Annotated in this window: 18 protein-coding genes; 7 read left to right on the forward strand and 11 right to left on the reverse strand. The window is 40.9% G+C overall.

What is annotated here, in order from left to right:
• Positions 1-40: 40 nt before the first annotated feature.
• Positions 41-2,617 carry a DNA mismatch repair protein MutS gene (gene mutS, locus IPO83_02965; protein ID MBK9730241.1) on the reverse strand — a complete coding sequence of 859 codons (2,577 nt, stop codon included), beginning with the start codon at positions 2,615-2,617 and terminating at the stop codon, positions 41-43.
• A gap of 286 nt (positions 2,618-2,903) precedes the next feature.
• On the opposite strand from mutS, the gene IPO83_02970 reads away from it, so the two are divergent.
• Genes IPO83_02970 through IPO83_02980 form a run of 3 tightly spaced genes read left to right on the forward strand, consistent with a single transcriptional unit; the run spans position 2,904 to position 5,279 of the window.
• The gene (locus tag IPO83_02970) at positions 2,904-3,434 is read left to right on the forward strand and encodes an RNA methyltransferase (GenBank protein MBK9730242.1); all 531 of its coding nucleotides are present in this window, start codon (positions 2,904-2,906) and stop codon (positions 3,432-3,434) included.
• Positions 3,435-3,480: 46 nt separating this feature from the next.
• Positions 3,481-4,119, forward strand: coding sequence for an ATP-binding cassette domain-containing protein (locus IPO83_02975; GenBank protein MBK9730243.1), 639 nt, complete (start codon positions 3,481-3,483; stop codon positions 4,117-4,119).
• Positions 4,116-5,279: a hypothetical protein gene (locus IPO83_02980; GenBank protein MBK9730244.1), complete on the forward strand. Its 1,164-nt coding sequence runs from the start codon at positions 4,116-4,118 to the stop codon at positions 5,277-5,279. Before IPO83_02975 ends, IPO83_02980 begins: the two co-directional genes overlap by 4 nt.
• 33 nt (positions 5,280-5,312) lie before the next feature.
• Here the strand turns inward: IPO83_02980 and IPO83_02985 are convergent, their stop codons facing one another.
• The 4 genes from IPO83_02985 to IPO83_03000 all read right to left on the reverse strand — a co-directional run bounded on the left by IPO83_02985 (position 5,313) and on the right by IPO83_03000 (position 9,494).
• Positions 5,313-5,519 carry a DUF2281 domain-containing protein gene (locus tag IPO83_02985; GenBank protein ID MBK9730245.1) on the reverse strand — a complete coding sequence of 69 codons (207 nt, stop codon included), beginning with the start codon at positions 5,517-5,519 and terminating at the stop codon, positions 5,313-5,315.
• A gap of 78 nt (positions 5,520-5,597) precedes the next feature.
• Positions 5,598-8,450: a TonB-dependent receptor gene (locus IPO83_02990; GenBank protein ID MBK9730246.1), complete on the reverse strand. Its 2,853-nt coding sequence runs from the start codon at positions 8,448-8,450 to the stop codon at positions 5,598-5,600.
• Between the two features lie 174 nt (positions 8,451-8,624).
• Positions 8,625-8,783: a hypothetical protein gene (locus IPO83_02995; GenBank protein ID MBK9730247.1), complete on the reverse strand. Its 159-nt coding sequence runs from the start codon at positions 8,781-8,783 to the stop codon at positions 8,625-8,627.
• Between the two features lie 78 nt (positions 8,784-8,861).
• A complete protein-coding gene (locus tag IPO83_03000; protein ID MBK9730248.1) occupies positions 8,862-9,494 on the reverse strand; it encodes a deoxynucleoside kinase in 633 nt (210 codons plus the stop codon).
• Positions 9,495-9,586: 92 nt separating this feature from the next.
• On the opposite strand from IPO83_03000, the gene sppA reads away from it, so the two are divergent.
• On the forward strand, positions 9,587-11,359 hold the full coding sequence (gene sppA, locus IPO83_03005) for a signal peptide peptidase SppA (protein MBK9730249.1): 1,773 nt from the start codon (positions 9,587-9,589) through the stop codon (positions 11,357-11,359).
• Between the two features lie 126 nt (positions 11,360-11,485).
• On the opposite strand, the gene IPO83_03010 is transcribed toward sppA, so the two are convergent.
• The 6 genes from IPO83_03010 to IPO83_03035 all read right to left on the reverse strand — a co-directional run bounded on the left by IPO83_03010 (position 11,486) and on the right by IPO83_03035 (position 19,240).
• Positions 11,486-11,668, reverse strand: a complete 183-nt coding sequence (locus IPO83_03010) for a hypothetical protein (GenBank protein MBK9730250.1) — start codon at positions 11,666-11,668, stop codon at positions 11,486-11,488.
• Positions 11,669-11,837: 169 nt separating this feature from the next.
• A complete protein-coding gene (locus tag IPO83_03015; protein ID MBK9730251.1) occupies positions 11,838-14,177 on the reverse strand; it encodes a gliding motility-associated C-terminal domain-containing protein in 2,340 nt (779 codons plus the stop codon).
• A 72-nt stretch (positions 14,178-14,249) separates the two neighbouring features.
• Positions 14,250-16,583: a gliding motility-associated C-terminal domain-containing protein gene (locus IPO83_03020; protein MBK9730252.1), complete on the reverse strand. Its 2,334-nt coding sequence runs from the start codon at positions 16,581-16,583 to the stop codon at positions 14,250-14,252.
• A 101-nt stretch (positions 16,584-16,684) separates the two neighbouring features.
• On the reverse strand, positions 16,685-17,800 hold the full coding sequence (locus tag IPO83_03025) for a hypothetical protein (protein MBK9730253.1): 1,116 nt from the start codon (positions 17,798-17,800) through the stop codon (positions 16,685-16,687).
• A complete protein-coding gene (locus tag IPO83_03030; GenBank protein MBK9730254.1) occupies positions 17,797-18,432 on the reverse strand; it encodes an ABC transporter ATP-binding protein in 636 nt (211 codons plus the stop codon). The genes IPO83_03025 and IPO83_03030 overlap by 4 nt, the downstream gene beginning before the upstream one ends.
• Positions 18,433-18,448: 16 nt before the next feature.
• Positions 18,449-19,240, reverse strand: coding sequence for a class I SAM-dependent methyltransferase (locus IPO83_03035; GenBank protein ID MBK9730255.1), 792 nt, complete (start codon positions 19,238-19,240; stop codon positions 18,449-18,451).
• Positions 19,241-19,517: 277 nt separating this feature from the next.
• On the opposite strand from IPO83_03035, the gene IPO83_03040 reads away from it, so the two are divergent.
• From IPO83_03040 to lipA, 3 genes are all read left to right on the forward strand, one after another.
• Positions 19,518-21,908, forward strand: a complete 2,391-nt coding sequence (locus IPO83_03040; GenBank protein MBK9730256.1) for a TonB-dependent receptor — start codon at positions 19,518-19,520, stop codon at positions 21,906-21,908.
• A gap of 162 nt (positions 21,909-22,070) precedes the next feature.
• Positions 22,071-22,838 carry a hypothetical protein gene (locus IPO83_03045; protein ID MBK9730257.1) on the forward strand — a complete coding sequence of 256 codons (768 nt, stop codon included), beginning with the start codon at positions 22,071-22,073 and terminating at the stop codon, positions 22,836-22,838.
• Between the two features lies 1 nt (position 22,839).
• Positions 22,840-23,715: a lipoyl synthase gene (lipA, locus tag IPO83_03050; protein ID MBK9730258.1), complete on the forward strand. Its 876-nt coding sequence runs from the start codon at positions 22,840-22,842 to the stop codon at positions 23,713-23,715.
• Positions 23,716-23,884: the final 169 nt, after the last annotated feature.

Here is a 23,884-nt window from a genome sequence, read left to right on the forward strand (position 1 = left end):
ATGCAAATATGGCAACAAATATTTCCGGGATAAATCCGGATCATTTTCTTTTAAGCTTATCTTTCATTTCATGTATTTTCATCAGGGCTTCAATCGGTGTAAGCGCGTTAGGATCTATTTTTTCCATCCATTCTTTCAGCTTCACGATTTCAGGATCTTCCTGCTGGAAGATGCTTAACTGCATTTCGCGCACGGGCATTTTCTTCACTTTGTTCTGCAGGTTTTTTGCAATTGTTTTTTCTTCCAGCTCTTCCAGTATTTCATTGGCGCGGTTCACCACATGTGATGGGATACCGGCCATTTTTGCAACATGAATGCCAAAACTATGTTGGCTGCCACCAGGCTGCAACTTGCGGAGGAAGATCACTTTGTTGCCGGCTTCTTTCACGGATACATTGAAATTTTTTATCCGCTCAAATTTATTCTCCAGTTCATTCAATTCATGATAGTGTGTTGCAAATAATGTTTTTGCTTTTCCTTTCGGATAATCATGCAAAAATTCCGCGATCGCCCAGGCTATTGAAATGCCATCATAAGTGCTCGTACCACGACCAATCTCATCAAGAATCACCAACGACCGGTCTGAAAGATTATTCAGGATACTTGCTGTCTCCGTCATTTCCACCATAAACGTAGATTCACCGGACGAGAGATTGTCAGATGCTCCGACACGTGTAAATATTTTATCCACTATTCCGATAGAAGCAGAGGAAGCCGGCACGAAACTTCCGATTTGCGCCATTAAAACGATCAATGCATTTTGTCTGATAAATGCAGATTTGCCCGCCATGTTAGGACCGGTAATAATGATAATCTGTTGTGTTTTATCATCCAGCAATACATCATTCGGAACATAATTTTGATCGTGTGCCAGTTGCTGTTCAATTACAGGATGACGACCATTGTTTATTTCCATCGCATAACCTTCATGAAATTTCGGTCTGCAATAATTGTTTTTTATTGCAATTTGTGAAAATGAAAAAAGGCAATCGAGCCTTCCGATCGTTTGGGCATTTAACTGAATCTGAGGCACATAATCTTTTAGTGAAGTAACCAGTGCATTAAACAATTTCAATTCGAGGTGAAGAATTTTTTCTTCCGCACCTAAAATTTTTTCTTCATACTCTTTCAATTCCGGAGTGATATAACGTTCGGCATTTACCAACGTTTGCTTCCTGATCCAATCTTCCGGCACCTTGCTTTTATGAGCATGCGTAACTTCAAGATAATATCCGAAAACATTATTAAAAGAAATCTTCAGCGAAGTAATTCCGGTTCGTTCCTGTTCAGTTTTCTGAATACTCAGCAGGTAATCTTTTCCCGAATGCGAAATCTTTCGCAGCTCGTCTAAAGCTTCTGAAACCTCTTCCCTGATGATGCCGCCTTTTGCAGCAACCGGTGGTGCATCTTCCCTGATTTCTTTTCCAATGCGTTCTTTGATTAATTCACATGGATGGAGTTGATCGGCGCAATTAAGGAAGGGTGCTTCATTCCGTTCACCCAATAATTGTTTGATCTGACCGATGGCAATTAATGCTCTTCTGATCTGGATAATTTCACGCGGACTGATTTTTCCCAATGCAACTTTTGCAATTAACCGTTCGAGGTCTCCAATCTGACGGATAAGCACTGCCAGTTGCTTCGTCAATTCAGGATCTTTGATAAGCAGTTCAACAAAGTGAAGTCTTTCTTCAATGGGTATGATTTCCTTAAGTGGCAGCACAAGCCATTTACGAAGCATACGTGCGCCCATTGGAGAAAGTGTCTGATCCAGCACCTGCAGCAGCGATTTTCCACCTTCGTTATTGCTATGAAGTATTTCAAGATTGCGAACGGTAAAACGGTCGAGCCACACATATCTTTCTTCTTCAATGCGTGAAATGCCTGTTAAGTGATCGAGATTGGGATGTTCAGAAACCTGCAGGTAATGTAAGGCTGTACCGCATGCAACAATGGCTTGCTTTAATTCGCTGATCCCAAAACCTTTTAGCGATTGTGTTTCAAAATGTTTGGTGAGCAATCCATTGGTAAAATCAAACTGAAATATCCAATCGTCAATAGCATAGGTGTAATACTTGGTGCCGAATAATTGCCGGAAATCTTTTTGTCTGGTTTTGGAAAAAATAATTTCTGTAGGTTTGAAACCCTGCAATAATTTATCGATGTAATCAGCATTGCCTTGTGCTGCATAAAATTCACCGGTAGATATATCAAGGAAAGCGATGCCAAGTGAATCTCCTTCAAAATGCAGTGAACAGAGAAAGTTATTGCTCTTGTGATCCAGAATTTTATCATTGTCTGTAACACCGGGTGTTATCAGTTCAGTCACGCCCCTTTTCACAATGGTTTTTGTGAGCTTCGGGTCTTCGAGTTGGTCACAGATAGCGACACGATAACCTGCACGAACGAGCTTGGGTAAATAAGTGTCCAGCGCGTGATAAGGAAATCCCGCAAGATCAGTATAAGTCGCAGCCCCGTTAGCCCGTTTGGTTAATACTATTCCAAGAACCTGAGAGGTTGTTACCGCATCTGTATCGAAGGTTTCATAAAAATCTCCCACCCTGAAAAGCAGGATGGCATCAGGGTATTTCGCCTTGATTTGTTTGTATTGCCCCATCAACGGGGTTTCTTTTATTTCAGAATTTTTTTTCAAAATGAGGTAACTAAAAATAAGGGTTGCAAGGTAATATTACCATGGAAAGATAGAACAGGTGCTTGACGAATAATTGTACAATTATAAATAACCGGTGTCGTTTGTGTGGCTTTTGCTTATAATATTTTAGAAAGAAATAAACAAGTTAACGACAAATGCCACCACAAAGAAAAGCATTCTGTCATGATTTTTATTACTTCTGCATCTGTTCAGAAAAATACTACATTAACTTGCTGCTGATTTTACATTGATGCGAAAATTAAAAATGGAGGAATTGAACCGGCTCACCGTTGAAGCTTATAAAGCTTCGGGAAGAATGCCGTTGGTAGTGGTGCTTGACAATGTGCGAAGTGGACACAATGTTGGTTCCGTTTTCAGAACTTGCGATGCTTTTGGTATTCCAACCATTTACCTCTGTGGAATTACACCTTGTCCGCCAAATCGTGAGGTATTGAAAACGGCGCTGGGCAGCACGGAATCGGTTGCATGGTTTCATTTTCCGGATACGAAAACAATATTGGAAGAATTGAAGCAGCAGGATTTCGAAATCGTTTTAGCGGAACATACCACGGAAAGTATTTCGCTGCAGGATTTCAATCCGGGAAAGGAAAAAAAATACACACTTGTATTTGGCAATGAAGTGGAAGGCATTCAAAGTGAATTACTTCATTTGGCCAATCAGGTGGTGGAAATTCCTCAATTTGGAACAAAGCATTCATTCAATATCAGTGTTGCTGTTGGAATTGTGTTGTGGGATGTATGGAATAAGTTGATGAAGTAAGCTTGCGTTTATTACGTAAAACATAATCCACGGTTGTAAAATCATTATGCTTCGTTTTATAAATTTTAAGAAGTCTTATGGAAATTATGCAGCACTGGAGATCGGCGATCTCGGGGTAAGCAATGGCATTTATTGGATAAGAGGTGTTAATGGTTCTGGTAAAACCACCTTGCTGAAATCCATAGCAGGCATCTTGTCTTTTGAAGGCGATATTCAGCTCAATGGAAAAATGACTATTAAAAAGAATCCTGTTGTTTATAGGAGGTTGGTGAATTTTGCAGAAGCTGAACCCCTGTTTCCTGAATTTCTGACGGGAAGAGAAATGATTAATTTATTTGCAAAGGCAAAGGATGCACTGCCTGGACAGGAAGATTATTTTATCGAATCAATAAAAATGCAGGCATTTATTGACAGGCCACTTGGTACCTATTCAAGTGGCATGTTAAAAAAATTATCGTTGGTGCTGGCTTTTCTTGGGCAACCCAAACTGATTTTACTGGATGAGCCGCTCATTACACTGGATGCTGCTGCGCTGAAAATTATTTATGAATGGATTGAGAATGCTCAAAGGAAAAATGGAACAGGTTTTTTCCTCTCATCACACCAGGATTTAGATCTTACAGTTTTAGCTGATGCGAATGAAATCATCGTCGAAGACAAGACATTAAAGTTCATCGCTGAATGAATGCTCCCGTAACAATTCCTCTTTTGAAAATATTCGCGAAAGGATTTTTTCGCGCCAATGCAGGAATGCTGATTTTCTTTTTTGTTACCGCTATCAGCTATGGTTTTTTTATGGAAACGGTAGGAGATGTTAAACTCCTGCCGGAAGAAACTTTGACATATTACCACTTTATCATCGTCATGACTTTCATTAGTAGTCCGCTGGTTGCTATGATCATGTCGGTAATCTGGTTGTTGTATACCATAAAAAGCTGGAGTTATGTTGTGAAGCAGTTAGCGATGCGTGATAATGCATTTATATTTTACAGTGTTTCTTCCCTTAAAAAGGCCGGACAGTTTAAAAGCTGGATGCTTGTGCAATTAATGATACTCCTTCCAGTAATCATCTATGTATTGTTTGCAGGAATTTTTGGAATGATATTCCATTATTATTTATTGCCTGCGCTCATTTTTTTATATGTGTTTATACTTACAACCTCCAGTGCCTTCTTGTATCTGCATGCGGTGAACAGGTTACAGGACGGAAACACGCAATCGTTTTTATTGAGAATCGTCCAGGGGTGGAGCAAGCCTTATTTCAGTCTCGGTATTTACCAGATGATGGACCGCATGAAACTCAGTTATTTATTGACGAAAGTTTTGTCTTATGGTATCATCACCACCATGGTGTTGTCATTCGAAACTCCTTATCAGGATGTAAGAGTTGCCGGTATTGCGATGTTGGCTATTGCAACCTCACACAGTTATATCCTCTATCAATTGCAACGTTTTGAAGAAACAAGATTGAGTCTTTTCAGAAACATGCCTTATAACAGGTTGGTGTTGTTTATTCAACTTGCCATTGTTTATGTGTTACTGATCCTGCCTGAATGCATATGGTTGTTCAGCAGGTATCATTTAATGTTGGGAATGCAGGCACTTCTTTTTGGAATAGGTACTGCACTTTTCTTCAGGTGCAGTTTATATTGGAGCGGACTTAGGATGAAAAGGTATCTGCCAGTTGTTTTCTTTTCGTTTATTGTGTTATTGTATGTGGTGATGTTTAATCTTATAGCCGTTTTTACGTGGCTGCTGTTTTTAATTTCGTGCGTGATTTTTTATAAAACATTCTATAATCAGCAAGTGGTAATGTCCTGGCCCGCTGAAAGGTTGGAGAAATAATCTAAAACAGATCAGGTCTGCTAAATATATCCATTACATATACTCTTTAAAATCTTCAAGCGGTGCATCGAAATCTTCGCTCATCCTGATCATTCCTTTGGCTAATCCAGGAACGCGCTTAGACTTGTTCATTGGTTTCCTGGTTTTGTTTTGAAGATATTCAATGAAATCTTTCACTTCCTTTTTCAGATTTTCCGGAAGTGATGCCAGTTTGTTCAATAAATGCAAGTCTGTCTTAATTCAACAATACAATTTTTCCTTTGTTGAGGTCTTTTCATGACTGGATAAAGATCATTGGCCATCTATTTTCTTAAACGATCATAACTTCATCGAAACCCCAAACAAAAAATGCCGCTGCTCATAATACCTTGATGGATTATCAGGTGGAATATTGGATGAACGCGGATCGCGTGGATCAATGTATCGTGGATCGCGCCATTCCGTTGGCACATCATCTCCATATTCATAAGCGCTTCCGGTAACCGGATTTACAATCGCTGTATTTTTATTGTTTAACAGGTTGGTCAGCTCAAAAGTAAGCGCTAACTGTACCTTCTTCAGTACAAACCATTTTTTTAAAGATGCATTCAGCCAAAAGGAAGATACGGAGAGATCGCTGTACAAATGATCAGGGTCAGAATCCACTTCATAAATGGGTCTTCCGGAACTCGGTTCTGTTCCTGTATATAAGTACGGTGTGTATCTTCTTCCAGTTCTGTATATCGCTTCCGTATAAAAGCTGAAATAGTTGATCCATTTTTTTCCAAACAGTCCATCGGCATTATTTGCCGTCAGCAATACATAACCCTTGGCATCCACCGGCGAATCCCAGGCGAGATACGTTTCTTTAGCACTTACACTGTTTCCCGTGGCAAGAATTTCTTCAAGTCCTTGCGAAGCAGAAGAACTCTGTCCGGTGGCAACGCTGTAAGAAAAAGATAAACTCGATTCAAACCATTTTTGAATGCGTTTAATATAAGTGGCTTCTACACCGCGAACACGAGCGTAATCTGCATTGATACGAATCGTACGGCTCACTTCACGGCCGGTAGCATCTTCCAATAATATAGTACTTGATGTAATGAAATCGTATTTGTCTTTCCAGTACGCTGAAATATCCAACGCGTCATTCTGTGAGATCTGCGACTTTAATCCTAACTCATAAGAAATATCCACTTCAGGATTCAGGTCGGGATTTCCGATGAAACCCAACGTCGAACGATCAGCATAATATGGATCGAGGCCGGTGTAGATATAAGAGGGGTGCGGTGAAATGGTACTTTGACCGTAATTGAAATACATCACCTGGTTTTCCTTAATCGGAAATGAAGCAGCAAGCTTGGGCAACAATCTAACCTTTGTTCTTAACCCCATAAAATTGATCGTGTGATCAAGATAACTCTCCCGAATTTCATCGGCTATTAAAGTTTCGGGATTATACACTGCATCATCTACAAATTTTCCGGGCATCCAATATTCAAGACGCAAACCAACATCAGCAATCAGTCCATGAAATTTATACTTATCAGAAACAAAAAAAGCGCCTTTGATTGGATTTACTTTCCATACATCACTTACATCTCCTAATCTGAATGATTGTGTGTACTGACTGTCAGGTAACTGAATAGGTGCTCCAATCCATGGTCGTGTAATATCTATCCATTGCAATTCTTCCCATTTGAATTCAGTGCCGAAATAAAACCGGTTGAGTGTATTCTTTGAATAAAAAGTGCCGGTGGCTTTTGTAGTATAATCTTCTACATAGTGATCGTGCCACAAGGTTGCAATACCATCATTGTTATACAGTCCGGGTGCAGGATTTACGAATACAATCGAGTCATCCGGATTAAAATACGTGGTAGGAAATTCAACGATGGAGGAAGGATCAAATTCACTGCTTACTTCGGCTGGTCGCCAATCACGACCATTCGCGTCGGCACGCAGATGAACAAAAAGCCGTGAAAGCGAAACCTTGTAAGAAATGTTTGGTTTGGGCGTATGGTTCCAGTTTACTGTTTCAAGATTAGTATCATGGGTATAAGTATTGGCATTGTCAGGTTGCAATGCAAAACTGAACTGATAACCTGGTGTAAATCCCACATCATTTCCAGTGATGCGCAACATATTGTAATCCTGGTTCACCGTAATGGAGCGAAGGTAAGAGAACGATAATTTTTTTGAGGAGCTGAAATCATAATTCAATTTCAACATGCCGGCCCAGCGATTGTCTTCATAGGGGGTCCAGAAAACATCCGGATAGATGGACGAGACCACCTGGCCGGCAGGCGCTTTAATATATGTATCAGTGAAATTAAATTTTATAGAACTGAAATAATGAAGTTTCGCGGGCTTTTCTTTTTTAAATTTTACCGGACCACCAAATCCCGCTTCGTAAGTTGATTGATTAAAGCAGGAATTATTGTCGCTGTTGAATCCGAAATTATCCCGTTTCAGTGAAAGCGCTAGTGCAAATTTATCACCACCGGTTTTGGTTTTTGTATTTACAATACCGGAAGTAGCATCTCCGTATTCCACTCCGGGAGCGCTGGTTGTCACATCAATGTTATCAATGGCATTGGTGCCAATGTCAATTCCAAAACCGGTTCCGGCCAGTGGATCTGTTGCAGAAACATCATCGATATAAAATCCTGTTTCATAGGTTCTGCCTCCTCGAATATGAATGCCTTCCGGATTCAGCACCACACCTGTTTGTGTATTCAGTAAGCCTTGCACTGCGCGTGTAGGTGCCGCTTCAATCACATCTTTGCTGATCTGCGAAGAACTTTTTGACTCTTCCACATCTATCAAAGGTCGATCGCCAATAATCACAATTTCCTGATCAATTGTAACTGCAGTCGGATTAAGCTGAATGTCCAGTATTTTATGCTCGTCCTGCTTAATCGCAATACCAGTGTATAATGTCTTCTCATAACCAATGTAACTCACGTTGAGCGTATAGATGCCAGCCGGCAGATTGATGGAATATTTTCCGTTTTCATCGGTTACGGCGCCATAGCGCGTTCCGGTTACCATAATGGTTACTCCGATCAGTTCACTGTTGTCGCTTTTGTCCGTTATTTTTCCTCCGATACTACCGGATTGCGCAAATATGGTTGCAGGCACCAGCAAACAGCTTGCTGCAAAAATCAGAAACAGAATCTTTCGCACCATGCGAACAAATGTAGAAGGATTGTGTAAACTTTTAAGAGGAAAGTAAATCACTTTCTTACTGCGACATGCATTGCCATTCACTTTCAATTATAGAGTTGGAAATAGATATGAAATCGGAATGAATCGTATTCAGTAAGGTAACTGATCAAACGGCCACTAAATGGAACAATTCACCTACAATGCATCCATGGCTCCGGCAAGGAAGGTAATTGTAAAAGGAAGACTTACCCAAAACCATTGTGGAAGGAAGATGAGTAATAAAACGAGGGCAGAAAAGGAAATAAAAAACAATAGCCAGTAAAGTCCTTTGGATGTCTTTTTTGTTTCTTCCATAATGAATCGTTTTTCACGAACGTCGCAAAAGTAAGGATTGTATTGATTTAACAAAGGTTTTTTTTTACATAATCGCGACTATAAAGTAATCATTGTAGTGCCCGCAGGATAGTCTTGTTGCAGCACATCAATAATCCTGTTATAATCATTTTTATTTTCAATAAAATTGATGTCAGCTACATCAAGAATTACAATGCGCAATTGCTGTTGAGTTTTAAAATAATCGAAATAAACCTGTTGGATTTTTCCAAGGTATTCGCCCGTAATGTCTTTTTCGTAAGGTCTGCCGCGCCTTGCAATATTCGAAAGAATAACAGGAACGGGACTGTGGAGATAAAGCAATAAATCAGGATCCGGAAGTGAACCCTGAACGATTTGAGAAAGACGCTTGAAGAGTTTGAATTCTTCTTCCACCAGGTTGATGCTGGCAAAAAGATGCGATTTCGCGAAGAGATAATCCGTTACAGTAAAAGAAGAAAATAAATCCCGAGTGGCTGCCACGTCTTTCAGTTGCTGGTATCGTTCAGCAAGAAAAAATAACTCCAGCGGAAAAGCGTATTGTCTTGGGTTTTTATAGAACAGTGGCAGAAACGGATTGTCAGCGAACTGTTCGAGAATCAGCTTGCCGTTGAAATCACGTGCCAGCATATTCGAAAGCGAGGTTTTGCCTGCTCCGATATTGCCTTCAACCGTGATGTAATTGTAGCGCATCATTTCGGTGTGGAAGATAATACTCCGGCGTTAACATACATATTTAACATAAATTTGCGGCCTTATCGTCTACTTTAAAAAAAACTGTCTACATGAGTTTCTGGAAAATTTTCTTTGGTTCTTTACTGGCTTTTGTGATCGGTACGTTCCTGCTGCTGTTTATTATTATTGCTTTTTTTGCAGCAATTGCAACATCATTTTCTTCGGTTGAAACGGTCAGTATTAAATCGAACAGTATTTTAAGCCTTGATCTCAGCTACGAAATTCCTGAGCAAACAACGTACATCCCTTTTCAGGGTTTTTCATTTTCTGATTTTAAACCGGCTGTTGCACCCGGTGTTTACGATATCATGAAGAATATTGAGAAAGCAAAAACAGATCCTTCCATAAAAGGGATCTACCTCAATTTCGGTTACATCGGTTTGGGAATGGCGAACACTGATCAGATCAGAAACGCCTTAATTGATTTCAAAAAATCAGGGAAGTTTATCGTGGCTTATTCAGAACTGTACTCCGAAAAAGCTTATTACCTCTGCAGCGTTGCTGATAAAGTAATTGTGAATCCTAAGGGTATTGTTGAATTCAATGGCATGAGCGCACAATATATGTTCTTCAAAGGATTGCTTGACAAAGTAGGAGTGCAGGCGCAGGTTTTCTATGATGGCAAATTCAAATCGGCAACCGAACCTTTCCGGCTCGATTCGATGAGTAAGGAGAATGAACTGATGACGCTAACGCTTTTAAATGATGTGCATGGCAAAGTGATGAAGAATATTGCGGAGAGCAGGAAGATCGGAATTGGGCAATTAGACAGCATCAACAATAACTTGCTGGTGCAAAATGCATCAGACGCAAAAAAATATGGCATCGTAGATGAAGTTTGGTTTGATGATCAGGTGCGTGATTACCTGAAAGAACAATTGAAGCTGGATGAAAAGGACAAGATTGAAATGGTTTCCCTCGTAAAATATCTTTCCGTACCCGGAAAAAAAGAAGAGGTGAGTTTAGAGACCGATAAGATTGCCCTGCTTTTTGCTGACGGAGATATTGTGGATGGAAAAGGTGATGATGACAATATTGGTTCTGAAAAATATGTGAAGCAACTCAGAAAATTACGCGAAGATGATAAGGTAAAAGCCATTGTTTTCAGAGTAAATTCTCCCGGTGGAAGTGCTTTGGCATCCGACATTATCGCCCGTGAAGTGCAATTGGCAGCCGCTAAGAAACCGGTGGTGGTTTCCATGGGCGATTATGCTGCATCAGGTGGTTATTATATTTCAGCGTATGCTACAAAAATTGTTGCACAACCCAATACACTCACAGGATCTATTGGAGTGTTTGGTATTTATCCGAACATGCAAAAGCTGTTTGAAGATAAATTAGGTATCCACTTCGATGGTGTGCAAACCGGCAAGTATTCGGATTTCGGAGATGCTTCACGTCCGATGCGGGAAGACGAAAAATTAATTGTTCAGCGAGGCGTGGATTCTATTTATCATGACTTCAAAGCAACAGTAGTGAAAGGCAGAAAGATCAGTGAAGTATTGGTAGATACCATCGCACAAGGTCGCGTATGGACGGGCAGCCAGGCACTTGCATTTGGATTAGTGGATACACTGGGTGGATTGGAAGATGCTATCAATGTAGCAGTCCGGCTTGCAAAATCTTCCAATTACCGGCTTGTTGAATTTCCCGAAGTAGACAAGGATATGTTTGAACTTATCAGCATGTTTCGTGAAGGAAAAGAAAACAGTGCCATCAGGGAAAAACTAGGTCCATTTTATTCAGTATATGAACAAATGCAACTTCTTTCGCAGATGCATGGAGTGCAGGCGAGAATGCCGTTTGTGGTGGAGATTGAGTAGTGAGTAGTGAGAAAGTCGTTAGTCGTGAGTCCTTAGTCGTTAGTGGGTTTAATTAGTCATTGGACATTAGTCATTAAGTTCATCGGCACATCAATTTCATTGGCACATTGAATCTCATAACATTGCTCATACTTCATGCTTCCCATACATCTTCCTCACCAATCCTCCAAGTGCTACTGCGCCCCACGTTCCTTCTAAAATTACAAAGGGCATAAACTGAATGAGGTAAGAAGCATAGCAGGAGATGGCAGCGCCAATAAGATTCAGTGAAATATAAAGGAGACTTTTTTCATTCAAAAAATGAAACATATTCAGAAAGAAAGCAATCAACAGCAGGCTAACGCCAAACGATGCGATGATGGTTGGGAAATCCATTAATGTTTTGATTTAGAATTTTAAAGATGCAAACTTAAGATATGACTATAGATAAAAGGCCTCATACAATTCATAACTCATAATTCTTAATTCTTAATTCTCTCTATCTTATCAAAACCACTCCACCACTCATTTGCTCCGAGAGTTTCAAACCATGTTCAGTACCTGCATATTTAATAGTCCATACATAAGTTCCCAACTCTGAAGGTTGATCCCCGTTTAGTCCGTTCCAGCCGGCATTGGGATCGCTTGTAAAAAACACTATTTGTCCCCAGCGGTTGAATACTTTGAAATCGTAATCTGTAAATTCACAACCGATAGCAGGAATGAATTCATCATTCAATCCGTCGTTGTTTGGTGTGAAGGCGGTTGGCACATGCAGGCAACTTCCGCAATCATCAAATCCGACATAGATTGAATCGTAGGTGTGAAAACAGCTATTGTACGCCTCAACAGTATATAAACCGGGTTCGCGGATCGCGTAATCATGATAAATGGAACCATCCTGCCACAAGTACTCTGCTCCGGGAAAGAAAACATCTTTAAAGAAAACATTACCATAACACAGTATAGAATCTTCGCCCAGTTCAATCAAAGGTTTTTGCGCCACATAAACACGATAGGTTTGAGGCGCACTGAAGCAACTGCTATCGTCAAATGCAACTGCGGTATAAGTTTCATCCTGAAAAGGTTGAACGATATATGGATCATCCACTGAAGCTCCATTGTCCCAGATCACTCCATATTGACCCGCATTACCACCCACGGCAGGAGCTGTAAGGCTTGCTTCCGTTCCAAAACAAATAGTGGTGTCACCGGGATAAACGATGCCAACAGGTGCAGGTTGCTTAATCGTCAGTATCGTATCGTATTTGCATTGATGAATGTCAATAAGCAACAGATTGTATTCACCTGCGCCTAAACCACTTGCAACATTACTTCCACCGCCATAAGGTGTCCATACATAGGTGAATGGTGGATTACCGCCAGAAATATTCAACGAAACACTTCCGTCCTTATAACCATAACAAACTGCATTTTTCAGGCTGGTTACATCAAAATGAACTTCAGGTGGTTCCTTCAGTTCAATACTCAATGTATCAAAACAATTATAAGAATCTGTGATCGTGACTTTATAAGTATTCGGACAAAGTCCTCCGACGTTAGCACTTGGCGGCGCACCATTCGTCCAGGTATAAACATAAGGGGGCACTCCACCGGAACCCGAAACAGAAATAGATCCATCACAGGCATTAAAACAGTTGATATCCTTAGCAAATATTTTAGTAGCGTTTACCGCACCTGATGATCCTTGGAAAGTAACAGCAACGGTATCCACACATCCAAAAGCATCTTTTACAGTAATGTAATAGATTCCACTATCGAGCCCTGTGAATGAACCGGCACTTTGATATAGACTTCCATTCATAGAAAATTCGTATGGTGGCGTTCCCACTGTTCCCGACACATATATTTCACCATTATATCCTCCGCAAGTGGGCTCAACAAAAGAATCAAGAACTGCCTGAACAGCGCTTACAAAAAATGCTGTTGCCGCTGTATCAGCATTCAGGCCACAGAGATCGGTAACTGATCCTGATAAGTCTGTGATGTGCAAAAAATAATTTCCGCCTACTGTAATAGCCGGAGAAACTGAAGCGGTAAAAGTAACTTCAGCGCTACCGCCGGCAGCACAGGTAGTTCCTGTAACACTGCTGAGAAGGTATGGACCACCAGGACCTGTGAGCATAAAATCTGCATCTTGCACAGAGCCACACAAAATATTTTCAGAGAAAGTAAAGGTAAGTTGATTGTCGTTGCAGATCACTTGCTCAACCGTATCAATATAAGGCTTGACAGTATCGAAAATGGAAGCAGAGGAAGCACTGAAGTCAACGGTATAACCTCCATTAGTTCCACTCCAGTTATTAATATTCAGTACATATGTTTCGCCGGCCGTCACGTTCAGCAATGCATTGAATGCGTTCGTTGGACCGGCTCCGTTCCAGTTTCCGACGCCGGTTGCCGAAATACCGGTAAATCCATATTGGGATGAATTACAACTCACCATCAGCGATCCGTTGGTTTGTATTTCTGCACAGGTGGCATTTGAAAGATTATACATTGCCCAGTCATAATCCGCGCTTGGAGAGCCCGGTATAATGGTAAATGCAAAGGTTCCACTGGTGGTGATATTAAAAGTGTACCAGCTACTGTTGTATTCACCCGGAATCAGGCAGCTGCCCGGACCTTGTTCATTGGGATAGTTACCGGTGCCGAAAGTTGAACTGGGTGTTTGATACACCTGGTTACAAACCGGCGTGGCACCAAGGCAATCCTGAAAGGTAGGAACCTGGGAAAAGGATTGGCTGGATTGCATCATCAGGCAGCAGGTGAAAGCTGCAAAGAGAAATCCCAATAATGTCTTGTAAAAGTGGCTCATTCAAAAACGGGGAAACCCAAATTTAGCAATCATTTACCATGAGGCGAAATCAAAATTTCAATACTATCAAACTCAACGCAGTAAAGTTATGTTACCAGACAGCTTTTCAGTAAAGTAAGTTGCGCGTCGCAGTCCTGTATAATCTACCATCCAAACATACACACCAACATCAGCAGGCTGATTTTTGTACTCGCCGTTCCATGACTCATTTACATTGCTGGTTTCAAAAATCAACTGGCCCCAACGGTTAAAAATTTTCATGTTGTAATCACTCACCGGACAGGTAATCACGGGCCGGAATAAATCATTCTGTTGATTTCCATCAGGAGAAAAACCTGACGGGTAATGCACACATGCTGAACAATCAGTGTAATCAGCATTCAGCGTATCACTTGTTGTAAAACAAGAGTTGTAAACATTCACCCAATAAATTCCCGGAACATGAATGGTAAAGTTATCATCGGTAGATCCATCCTGCCAGCTATACTGAGCGCCTGGAAAAGCAGCAAATAACTGCAAGGAATCACCGATACAAAGCAATGAGTCATTTCCCAATTCAAACACCGGAACCTGGTCAACGATTACCGAAAATAATTGTGGTTCGCTGAAACAACCATGACTGTCAGTTGCGACTGCTGTGTACGATGCATCGCTTGTTGGATTGATTGGAAATGGATTCCCGGTAAAATTATCTTCCCAGGTAACAGCGTAAGGCGCTGTGCCTCCGCCTACCTGTGCAAATAAATTTCCGGTTGTTCCCACACAAATCGTGGTATCGACAGGTGGTGAAATGGAAACTACTGCAGGTTGCGGAAGTGCGATACTATAGTTGAATACACATTGATTGGCATCTACTATCGTGAAAGTGTATAAACCTGCAGCAATGGCTGTGCTTGTTAAACCGGTTCCGCCGGAAGGTGACCATTGATAAGTGTAACCCGGCGTTCCACCCGTAACAGAAACCGTGATCTGGCCATCTGCATAACCATTGCAGGAAGGTTGCATTAATTGTTGTGTTGTTATGGAAAAAGTATCTGGTTGTTGCAACTGAATACTTGCCGTATCAAAACAACCGGCAGCATCACTGATCGTAGCAGTGTAAAATCCGGCGCATAGATTATTAATGGTGGAAACCGGCGGACCACCATTCGACCAGGAATATGTGTAGGGTGATGTGCCACCTGTTCCTGTAGCGGTAATGCTGCCTGTACATTCATTCGGACATTTTAAATTGGTGGAAGAAAGAATCCCGGCACTTACACCGCCCGGACCAGGTACTAATATCACAGTTGCTGTGTCTGTGCATCCTGTACTGTCTTTCACGGTCATTAAATACGCGCCTGTGGAAAGGCCTTCGAATGCTCCGCTTGATTGAGATGTGCCGCTATTCAATGAATAGGAGTAAGGTTCGTTTCCGGAATTTCCGGAAACATAAATAGCTCCGCTGTTGGCACTACAGATAGGCTGATGAATGGAGTCGATCTCAATTAAAGGACCGGGTGCAGTAAACTGGATGGAAGAAGTGTCGGCAACATTTCCGCAGAGATCCGTTACATAATCGGCATTGCCGGTTAATCCGAAAGTATAGGTTGCGGCATTTTCTAACGCAGGTGTGAAATTGATGGTAAAAGTTTTTTCCTGAACACCACCACTGGCGCAGGCCGCACCTGAAACACTGCTGATTACAAAAGGTCCACCTGGCCCTGAAAGTGAAAAATCACCAGCCTGTACGGTGCTGCATAGTACGTTTTCAGAAAACGTGAAGGTGAGTGAAGTCGGATCGCATCCAATCGGTGAAACTATTTGTAAAGTGGGAGGCACGGTATCGAAGATGGTGGCAGTAGCGGTAGAGAAGTCGATGGAATAACCTCCATTAGAAGTGCTCCAGTTGTGAATGTTCAATGCATAAGTTTCTCCGGCAATTACCGGCAACAAATAATTAAATGCAAGCGTCGGGCCCGGGCCATTCCAGTTACCAATACCGTCCGATGAAATACCAGTGACACCATATTCAGACGAATTACAACTCGCCATCAACGAACCATTGGTCGGAATTTCTTCGCACGATGCATTCGTGAGATTATACAATGCCCAATCATAATCGGCAGTGAGATCAATGGGCGTTATCACGAAAGCAAGATCGCCGGAACTGATCACGGTAAAAGTAAACCAGGTGCTGTTCAATTCTCCTGAAACAAGGCAGGTTCCGGGACTTACTTCATTCAGATAATTACCGCTTCCCAAAGTTGAGCTGGCAGTAGTCCAGATAAAATCGCAGATCGGAATCGCACCAAGACAATCCTGTTCTGTAGGAATTTGGGAAAATGAATTACTGCTGGTAAAAAGCAAATGAATGAACAGTAACAGTGAAAGTGAAAGAGAGGAAATCCTGTAAAATAATTTCATAGTGATGAAGGTCAGGTTCTAAAGTTAAAAATCATTTCCGAAGTGGCGGAAATAAGTTGTTGACGCGGATGCAAAGCATTGATGACAAAGTTGAAATCCGCTTACAACTGACCTTCGGTTTGCTCAAACCTGTAATACCAGCGAAAAAAATAATAGCAGGAGCAAGCAAGCAGCATCAAAATAATCAGGAGGTATAATTTATATAGCAGCAGAAAAAAGAATACCGCAAATATTCCGAATATCCATTGCAGGTATTTTTCCATGTCGAGTGGCGGTTTGTAAAGCAGGCAATGATACACCATCAACATGCCCGTTCCGAAAAAAGGCAACCACCAGGTATCTTCAACATGCAACCTGTCGGGAATTGCAAACCCAAAAATGATCCATTCAGGTAACAGGATCAGAAAATAGACAAACGCAAAATTCAACCATCGGTTAACGGTTTTTACCGGAAGATTGCGATAAAAGCCAACCAGTGATTCTTCAAATTTTCTGAATTCAAAAACCATCACACAATGTGCGGTGAGACCGGCCATGAAACCTAACATGACTACCCGGCTATCATACGAGTCAATAAAGAAACCATTCAGGAAAGCTATGATGATTATTGCAGAGAAAAATTTTGTTACCACGAAAATCACTTTCATCTCATTCAGCAGTTGTGAGATAAAAAACATGGGGAATGGTTGTTTAAACCGCATCCTTAAAATTGAAGCAAGGAAAAAAGTCTGTGCCGGATCCGGGCGATTGATTTTTCTTGTATAATACCAAACGCTGAGAAGGCAAACAAGCAAATGAAAACCAATTACATAAACAGCAGCAGCAAACTCACCGGAATAAATTCCCACAAGGGCAACAATACATCCATAAACAAGCACGGGCAGGTACATAAAAAGCTGCGTGAGAAGTAAAGCATTGAATTGATTTTTTTTTGGTATTGCGGAAGTGATGTACAAAAACTGTTGACGCGGTTCAGCGATTGTTTTAATCGTAAACTGAAAACATTTCAATGCATACAACAGCCATACACCGGAAACAATCAGCATAAAAATCCATGATCCCAGCATGGCATACATCAACGTTAGATGATAATTCAGCAATAACGGCCCTGGAATAATACCAAACATGATGATAAAAATAAACAGGAACAATCCTGCATTGCGTTGATAAAACGGAACACCGATTACACGATTATATAGTTGACTGAGTTGCATCATCCAACAGTTTTAACAGTGTTGTTTTCCATTTGGAGTTGATGCGTAATTGGAAAAGCGCTGGATTCAAATGCCTGGTGAGAAGTTAATAAAAAGGTGACGCCATTTTTTTCATGGTAATCACGAATGAGGTTATTGATAATGGGCACAGTCTTATCATCTATTGTTACCAAGGGTTCGTCGAGCATGATCAGTTTTGGCTGACCGATGAAAGCAAGCAATAAAGAAATTTTCTTCATCATACCACTTGAATAAGTGCCCAATGGATTTTGGATGAACGAACTTACCTGCAATGCATTTACCAGTTCGTCTGACTGTTCTTTGGGAGCTTGCTTTGTTTTCGCGAATAGTTGCAACAAATCATTTCCCGATAGGAAAGGCGGATACAACGGTTCCGCTTCTGCATAATTAACGAGTTGTAAATAACCGCTTCGGTTTTTCTTTATGCTGATAGTATCATCAATTACCACATCTCCTTCAAATGGTAACAGGCCGGCGATCAATTTCATTAAAGTTGTTTTGCCTGAACCGTTGATTCCTTTCAACCAGTAGATTCCGTTGTTGAGCTGATAGTGGGACACCTCAACAACTGTGTGCGACCCATACGATTTTCTGATACTTCTTAATTGTATCATGTTTGCTGAATAGTTGTTATTGTTTGGTGGCTTTGATGGAATACATCATCGGAATTAAATTTTCTAAATTTCTTATTCTGAAATTTCCATCAGTTCCCTCAACGGTATTTTGAAAACAATTGTATGGCGAGAAAGGAAATTCGTGGAGGAATTCGATTTTAAGTCCGTGAGCGATTAATGCCGTCACTACTTCTCCAAGACCATGATTCCATGTGTAAGAAGTTGTTTTTATGGTTGCATCAGGATCCGCATATGTTCCTGATTCTTCTTCCTGAATCACATCGGTTTGATGATACGGATAAATTATTTTCTCAAAGTTATTGTCAAACATCCAGACAACAGGATGAAATTCGGCTATGTAGAATGTTCCGCCACAACGGAGAAAATGCGCAATAATGGAAGCCCATTTATCAAGATCAGGCAGCCAACCGATTACGCCGTACGAAGTGAAAACAACATCAAATGATTCGTGCAGGATTTTATCAAGCTCATAAATGTCTGAGCAAATAAAAGTGGCATCCAGCTTTAATTCATCAGAGAGATTTTTAGCTGTCGCGATAGCGGCCGTTGAAAAATCCACGCCGGTAGCTTTTGCGCCTAAACGCGCCCATGAAAGTGTATCTTGTCCAAAATGACATTGCAGATGAAGCAACTTCCTGTTTTTTACATCACCGAGTTCCTCCAGTTCAACTTGTTTCAATGAGGTTGCACCCTTCTTAAACCACTCCATGTTGTAGAACTCCGAGTTGATATGTACAGGAGTACGCGTGTTCCACACTTTTTTGTTGGCTTCAAAATAATCGTTCATGTTGCATTTTGGGATTCGGTTGCGAATATGGAGAATTGGGAATTAAGAATGGAGAATTGGGAATGGCTGTCAATAGTTAATTGTTCAATTATGGAATAAAACATATCCTTTGTGCATGACGTAAATTGATGTGAGCTTTCCTGATAAGTTATTTCATTTCACATTGCCCTTTAAAACGGGATTTGCATAACAGGGTATGTCGGATTTGTTCACGAAGATACCATTTGAACATTTTCATTACTTATTTGTATTTAGCGCTGAAATTTTTTTGAGATCCATGAAGCATTTTTTCCTTAGTGTGTTTTTATTAGTATCAAGCCACTTTTCGGCAGCGCAGTCTGGTATCCTTCGCGGAAAAGTATTCGATGCATTTAACAATCAACCCATCGAATTTGCCACCATCGTTGTGCAGAATGCAAACACGGGAGCGGGAACAGATGGTGCAGGTAACTATGAGGTGACCGGACTTGCTCCCGGACTTTACAACATCCAGGTTTCCTCGGTAGGTTATAAAACGAAAACCATTTTTGAAATACAGGTTACGACTGCTATTCCCGCGCAGGTGGAAGTGCCACTGGAATCGATTGTAAAGGAACTTGATGAAGTTACTGTGAATGCTGATGCATTTAATAAGTCAGAAGAAAGCCCGGTTTCCTTGCGCACTATTGGCGTGAATGAAATTCAGCGAAACCCTGGCGGAAACCGCGACATTTCTAAAGTTATACAATCATTTCCGGGTGTGGCGCAATCGGTTACTTTCAGAAATGATGTTATTATACGTGGCGGTGCGCCAAATGAAAATCGTTTTTACCTGGATGAAATTGAAGTGCCGAACATCAATCACTTTCAAACGCAAGGTGGTTCAGGTGGACCGGTTGGACTGATCAATGTTGATTTTATTAAGGAGGTCGAATTTTATTCCGGTGCATTTCCTGCCAATAAAGGCAATGCCGTCAGTTCTTTGTTTGAATTTAAGCAAAAGGATGGCCGTAATGATCATCTCGGCATTTCAGGCACGGTTGGTTCCCAGGACCTTGGTCTTACACTGGAAGGACCGATTGGCCCGAAATCAACATTTATTTTTTCTGTCAGAAGATCTTACCTGCAGCTTCTTTTCAAGCTGCTTGATTTACCGTTTCTTCCTACTTATAATGATTACCAATTGAAGTATAAATTCAAATTCGACAGAAAAAATGAATTGAGCATCATTTCACTGGGGGCTTTGGATAATTTCAAGTTGAATGTTGGAACTACTGATACCAGCGCTTTGCAGCAGTATCTATTAGGCAATCTTCCCACTAATGATCAGTGGAACTACGCGATAGGAGCCGTGTACAAGCATTTCGGGAAAAATAATTTTATTACCGGAGTTGTCAGCAGAAACATGCTGAACAATGAAGCGGAGAAATATTTTGATAACGATGACAGCAACCCTGAAAATCTGATACTCAACTATAAATCGCAGGAAATAGAAAATAAATTCAGGCTGGAAAACAACTATTACAAAAATGGATTAAAGATCAATTACGGAGCGGGCTACGAGTTTGTGAAATACAACAATGCTACATTCAACAAGCAAACAGATCCGGATGGAAATATTTATGCCGTTGATTTCAGCTCTGAAATTTCATTCAGCAAGTACGCCTTGTTTGGACAGGTAAGCTATCCGTTTTTTGAAAGGCGCCTAATACTCTCTGCAGGATTGCGCACCGACTTTAACAATTATTCTGCAGAAATGAGTAATCCTTTGAAGCAATTGTCTCCAAGAGTATCTGCAACTTATAATATAAGTGACGCTTTTAATTTTAATTTCAGCACCGGCATTTATTATCAATTACCACCTTATACGGTTTTGGGCTATCGTGACAGCGAGGGGAATCTGGTGAACGAACAAAATGGAGTAACCTATATTTCCTGTAAACACCTGGTAGGAGGCTTTGAGTATTATTCACAAAGTAATGGACGTATTTCCATTGAAGCTTTTTACAAGTCTTACGACAACTATCCGTTTATTCTTAGTGATTCCATATCACTCGCTAATCTGGGTGCTGACTTTGGTGTGATAGGAAATACAGCAGTAAATTCCAGCTCGCAGGGAAGAAGTTACGGTCTTGAATTGCTGCTGCAACAAAAGCTGTTCAAAGGTTTTTACGGACTGGCATCGGTGACTTTTGTAAGGAGTGAATTTAAAGACAGAAATGAAATGTATATTCCTTCCTCCTGGGATAGCAGGATCATTGTTTCGTTAACAGCCGGTAAAAAGTTTGGCAAAAACTGGGAGTTAGGCCTGAAATGGAAATTGTCAGGTGGATCACCTTATACGCCTTACAATATTCCTTTGTCATCGCAAATTCCTGTTTGGGATGTATATGGTGAGGGACTACCTGATTACAAATACCTGAATAGTGAAAGATTGCCTGTATTTCATCAGCTGGATGCGAGGATTGATAAAAAATGGTTCTATAAAAAGTGGAACCTGAATCTGTATCTGGATGTGCAGAATGTGTATGCATTCAAAGCTACGTTGCCGTCTTACCTTGATGTAAAAAGAGATAATGCCGGAAATCCATTGGTTGATCCACTTAATCCCGGATCATACAAGACCTATCTTTTGGAAGATGTTTCGGGAAATGTTTTGCCTTCCATCGGTATTGTATTTGAATTGTGAGAAAGAGTAGTGAGTAGTAAGTTCTTAGTCTTGGTTTTTAATTTCAATTATTGGGCATTGCGTCCGGGGCACATCGGCTCATCGAAACATCGGGGCATTGTCATACTTCAGTGGCTTGCTGCAAATCTTTTCTATAAAAGCAAAAAGTAGTAATATTGAAGTGTGAAAGTCCTTTATTCCATAGCTGCATTGATTTGTTTATGTGCTACCTCTTTTGCACAGATGCCGGGCGATTTGAAAGGTGTTATTTACAACCATGAATTAAGCGGAGGGATCATTGTTCACACCGCCGGCTGGGGCATTTTTATGGATGTGGGCAAGCGGCAGGAACTGAAGAAGAAAACAATTTATGAGTTTGAGTTTACACAACTTCATCATCCTAAAGAAGTAAAGCAAACCATTGACTTTGGATTTTCTTTTTTCGGAATCAATTCGCCGAAGCCTTTTGTTTATGGTAAGCAAAATAATTTTTACTTATTGAATGCCGCCATGGGTCGTCAGTTCATGTTGACAGAGCGTGCAGAACATAAAGGAGTTGAAGTAGGTCTGCAGGTGATAGGCGGGTTATCACTTGGATTGTTAAAACCCTACTATCTGGATTTGTTGTATCCTGTAGATAATTCCACCACTTATCGCATTCTTTCAGAGCGATATTCAGAAGAAAATGCGTCAAAGTTTCTGGATTGGTTTTCGATTTATGGAGGGTCAGGTTTTGGCTATGGGATCGGGCAGATTAAATTTATTCCGGGTGTGCATATTAAGACGGGACTTACATTCGACTGGGCAAGCTATGATGATTTTATCAAGACGTTACAGGTAGGAATAAGCTTTGACGCCTACTATAAAAAAATACCGATAATGCTGATCGAAAACAACCAGCAATTTTATCCTAATTTATTTTTGAGTTTGCAGTTTGGCAAAAAGTGGTGATATGATTGAACTGAATATCCTTCCTGAAAAACCCCAGCGATTAAAAAAACCTGACTGGCTCAGGGTAAAATTGCCAACCGGCGAAAATTACCGTCATGTCCGGGGTTTAGTGGATCATTACAAATTGCATACGATATGCGAAAGTGGTAATTGTCCTAATATGGGAGAATGCTGGGGAGCTGGCACTGCTACCTTTATGATTCTAGGAAATGTCTGCACGCGTTCTTGCGGATTTTGCGCAGTATATACCGGAATGCCCACAGAACTGGATTGGGATGAACCTAAAAGAGTGGCTGAGGCCATCAAATTAATGGGTGTGAAACATGCGGTGCTTACTTCTGTTAACAGAGATGAATTGAAAGATGGCGGCGCCGGCATCTGGGCTGCAACAGTGAGAGCTGTCCGTGAGTTGAATCCTGAAACTACTATGGAAACATTGATTCCTGATTTCAAAGGAAACATGGAAAGTGTTGAACTGATGATTGAAGTGAAGCCGGAAGTAGTATCACATAATATGGAAACCATTCGCCGCCTGTATAAGAAGGTACGACCGCAGGCAAAGTACGATCGCAGTCTTGCTGTAATTCGCAGATTGAAAGATGGTGGCATCAGAACAAAATCCGGCATCATGGCCGGATTAGGGGAAACGAAAGAAGAAGTTTTTCAGGTAATGGATGATTTGCGGGAAGCAGGTTGTGATGTAATGACCATCGGACAATATCTTCAACCTACACGAAATCATCTGGAAGTGATGGAATGGATTCATCCGGACATTTTTAAAGAGTATGAAGAAGTTGGGTTATCCAAAGGATTCAGGTTTGTTGAAAGTGCTCCATTGGTCAGATCTTCTTATCATGCGGAGAAACATGTGAAGTGATGCAACAATTGTTGCACGGATTAATAATTAAATTGTTTGAGTACTTCTCATCTTTCAGATGATTTGTACCATTTAAGCAAGCGGCCATTAAACAGTTCTGTAAGAAATCGCTTCCTGATTCTGCAAATGGATAATGCAGAATAAAGTCAGAACACATTTAAATAAACCG

The sequence above is a fragment of the Chitinophagaceae bacterium genome (assembly GCA_016717285.1).
GTDB lineage: Bacteria > Bacteroidota > Bacteroidia > Chitinophagales > UBA10324 > JACCZZ01.

What these genes read in the sequence shown, in the direction of transcription:
- mutS (MBK9730241.1), bottom strand. Translation starts at nt 2,617, where the DNA reads ATGGGGCAATACAAACAAATCAAGGCGAAATACCCTGATGCCATCCTG.
- IPO83_02970 (MBK9730242.1), top strand. Translation starts at nt 2,904, where the DNA reads ATGCGAAAATTAAAAATGGAGGAATTGAACCGGCTCACCGTTGAAGCT.
- IPO83_02975 (MBK9730243.1), top strand. Translation starts at nt 3,481, where the DNA reads ATGCTTCGTTTTATAAATTTTAAGAAGTCTTATGGAAATTATGCAGCA.
- IPO83_02980 (MBK9730244.1), top strand. Translation starts at nt 4,116, where the DNA reads ATGAATGCTCCCGTAACAATTCCTCTTTTGAAAATATTCGCGAAAGGA.
- IPO83_02990 (MBK9730246.1), bottom strand. Translation starts at nt 8,450, where the DNA reads ATGGTGCGAAAGATTCTGTTTCTGATTTTTGCAGCAAGCTGTTTGCTG.
- IPO83_02995 (MBK9730247.1), bottom strand. Translation starts at nt 8,783, where the DNA reads ATGGAAGAAACAAAAAAGACATCCAAAGGACTTTACTGGCTATTGTTT.
- IPO83_03000 (MBK9730248.1), bottom strand. Translation starts at nt 9,494, where the DNA reads ATGCGCTACAATTACATCACGGTTGAAGGCAATATCGGAGCAGGCAAA.
- sppA (MBK9730249.1), top strand. Translation starts at nt 9,587, where the DNA reads ATGAGTTTCTGGAAAATTTTCTTTGGTTCTTTACTGGCTTTTGTGATC.
- IPO83_03010 (MBK9730250.1), bottom strand. Translation starts at nt 11,668, where the DNA reads ATGTTTCATTTTTTGAATGAAAAAAGTCTCCTTTATATTTCACTGAAT.
- IPO83_03015 (MBK9730251.1), bottom strand. Translation starts at nt 14,177, where the DNA reads ATGAGCCACTTTTACAAGACATTATTGGGATTTCTCTTTGCAGCTTTC.
- IPO83_03020 (MBK9730252.1), bottom strand. Translation starts at nt 16,583, where the DNA reads ATGAAATTATTTTACAGGATTTCCTCTCTTTCACTTTCACTGTTACTG.
- IPO83_03025 (MBK9730253.1), bottom strand. Translation starts at nt 17,800, where the DNA reads ATGATGCAACTCAGTCAACTATATAATCGTGTAATCGGTGTTCCGTTT.
- IPO83_03030 (MBK9730254.1), bottom strand. Translation starts at nt 18,432, where the DNA reads ATGATACAATTAAGAAGTATCAGAAAATCGTATGGGTCGCACACAGTT.
- IPO83_03035 (MBK9730255.1), bottom strand. Translation starts at nt 19,240, where the DNA reads ATGAACGATTATTTTGAAGCCAACAAAAAAGTGTGGAACACGCGTACT.
- IPO83_03040 (MBK9730256.1), top strand. Translation starts at nt 19,518, where the DNA reads ATGAAGCATTTTTTCCTTAGTGTGTTTTTATTAGTATCAAGCCACTTT.
- lipA (MBK9730258.1), top strand. Translation starts at nt 22,840, where the DNA reads ATGATTGAACTGAATATCCTTCCTGAAAAACCCCAGCGATTAAAAAAA.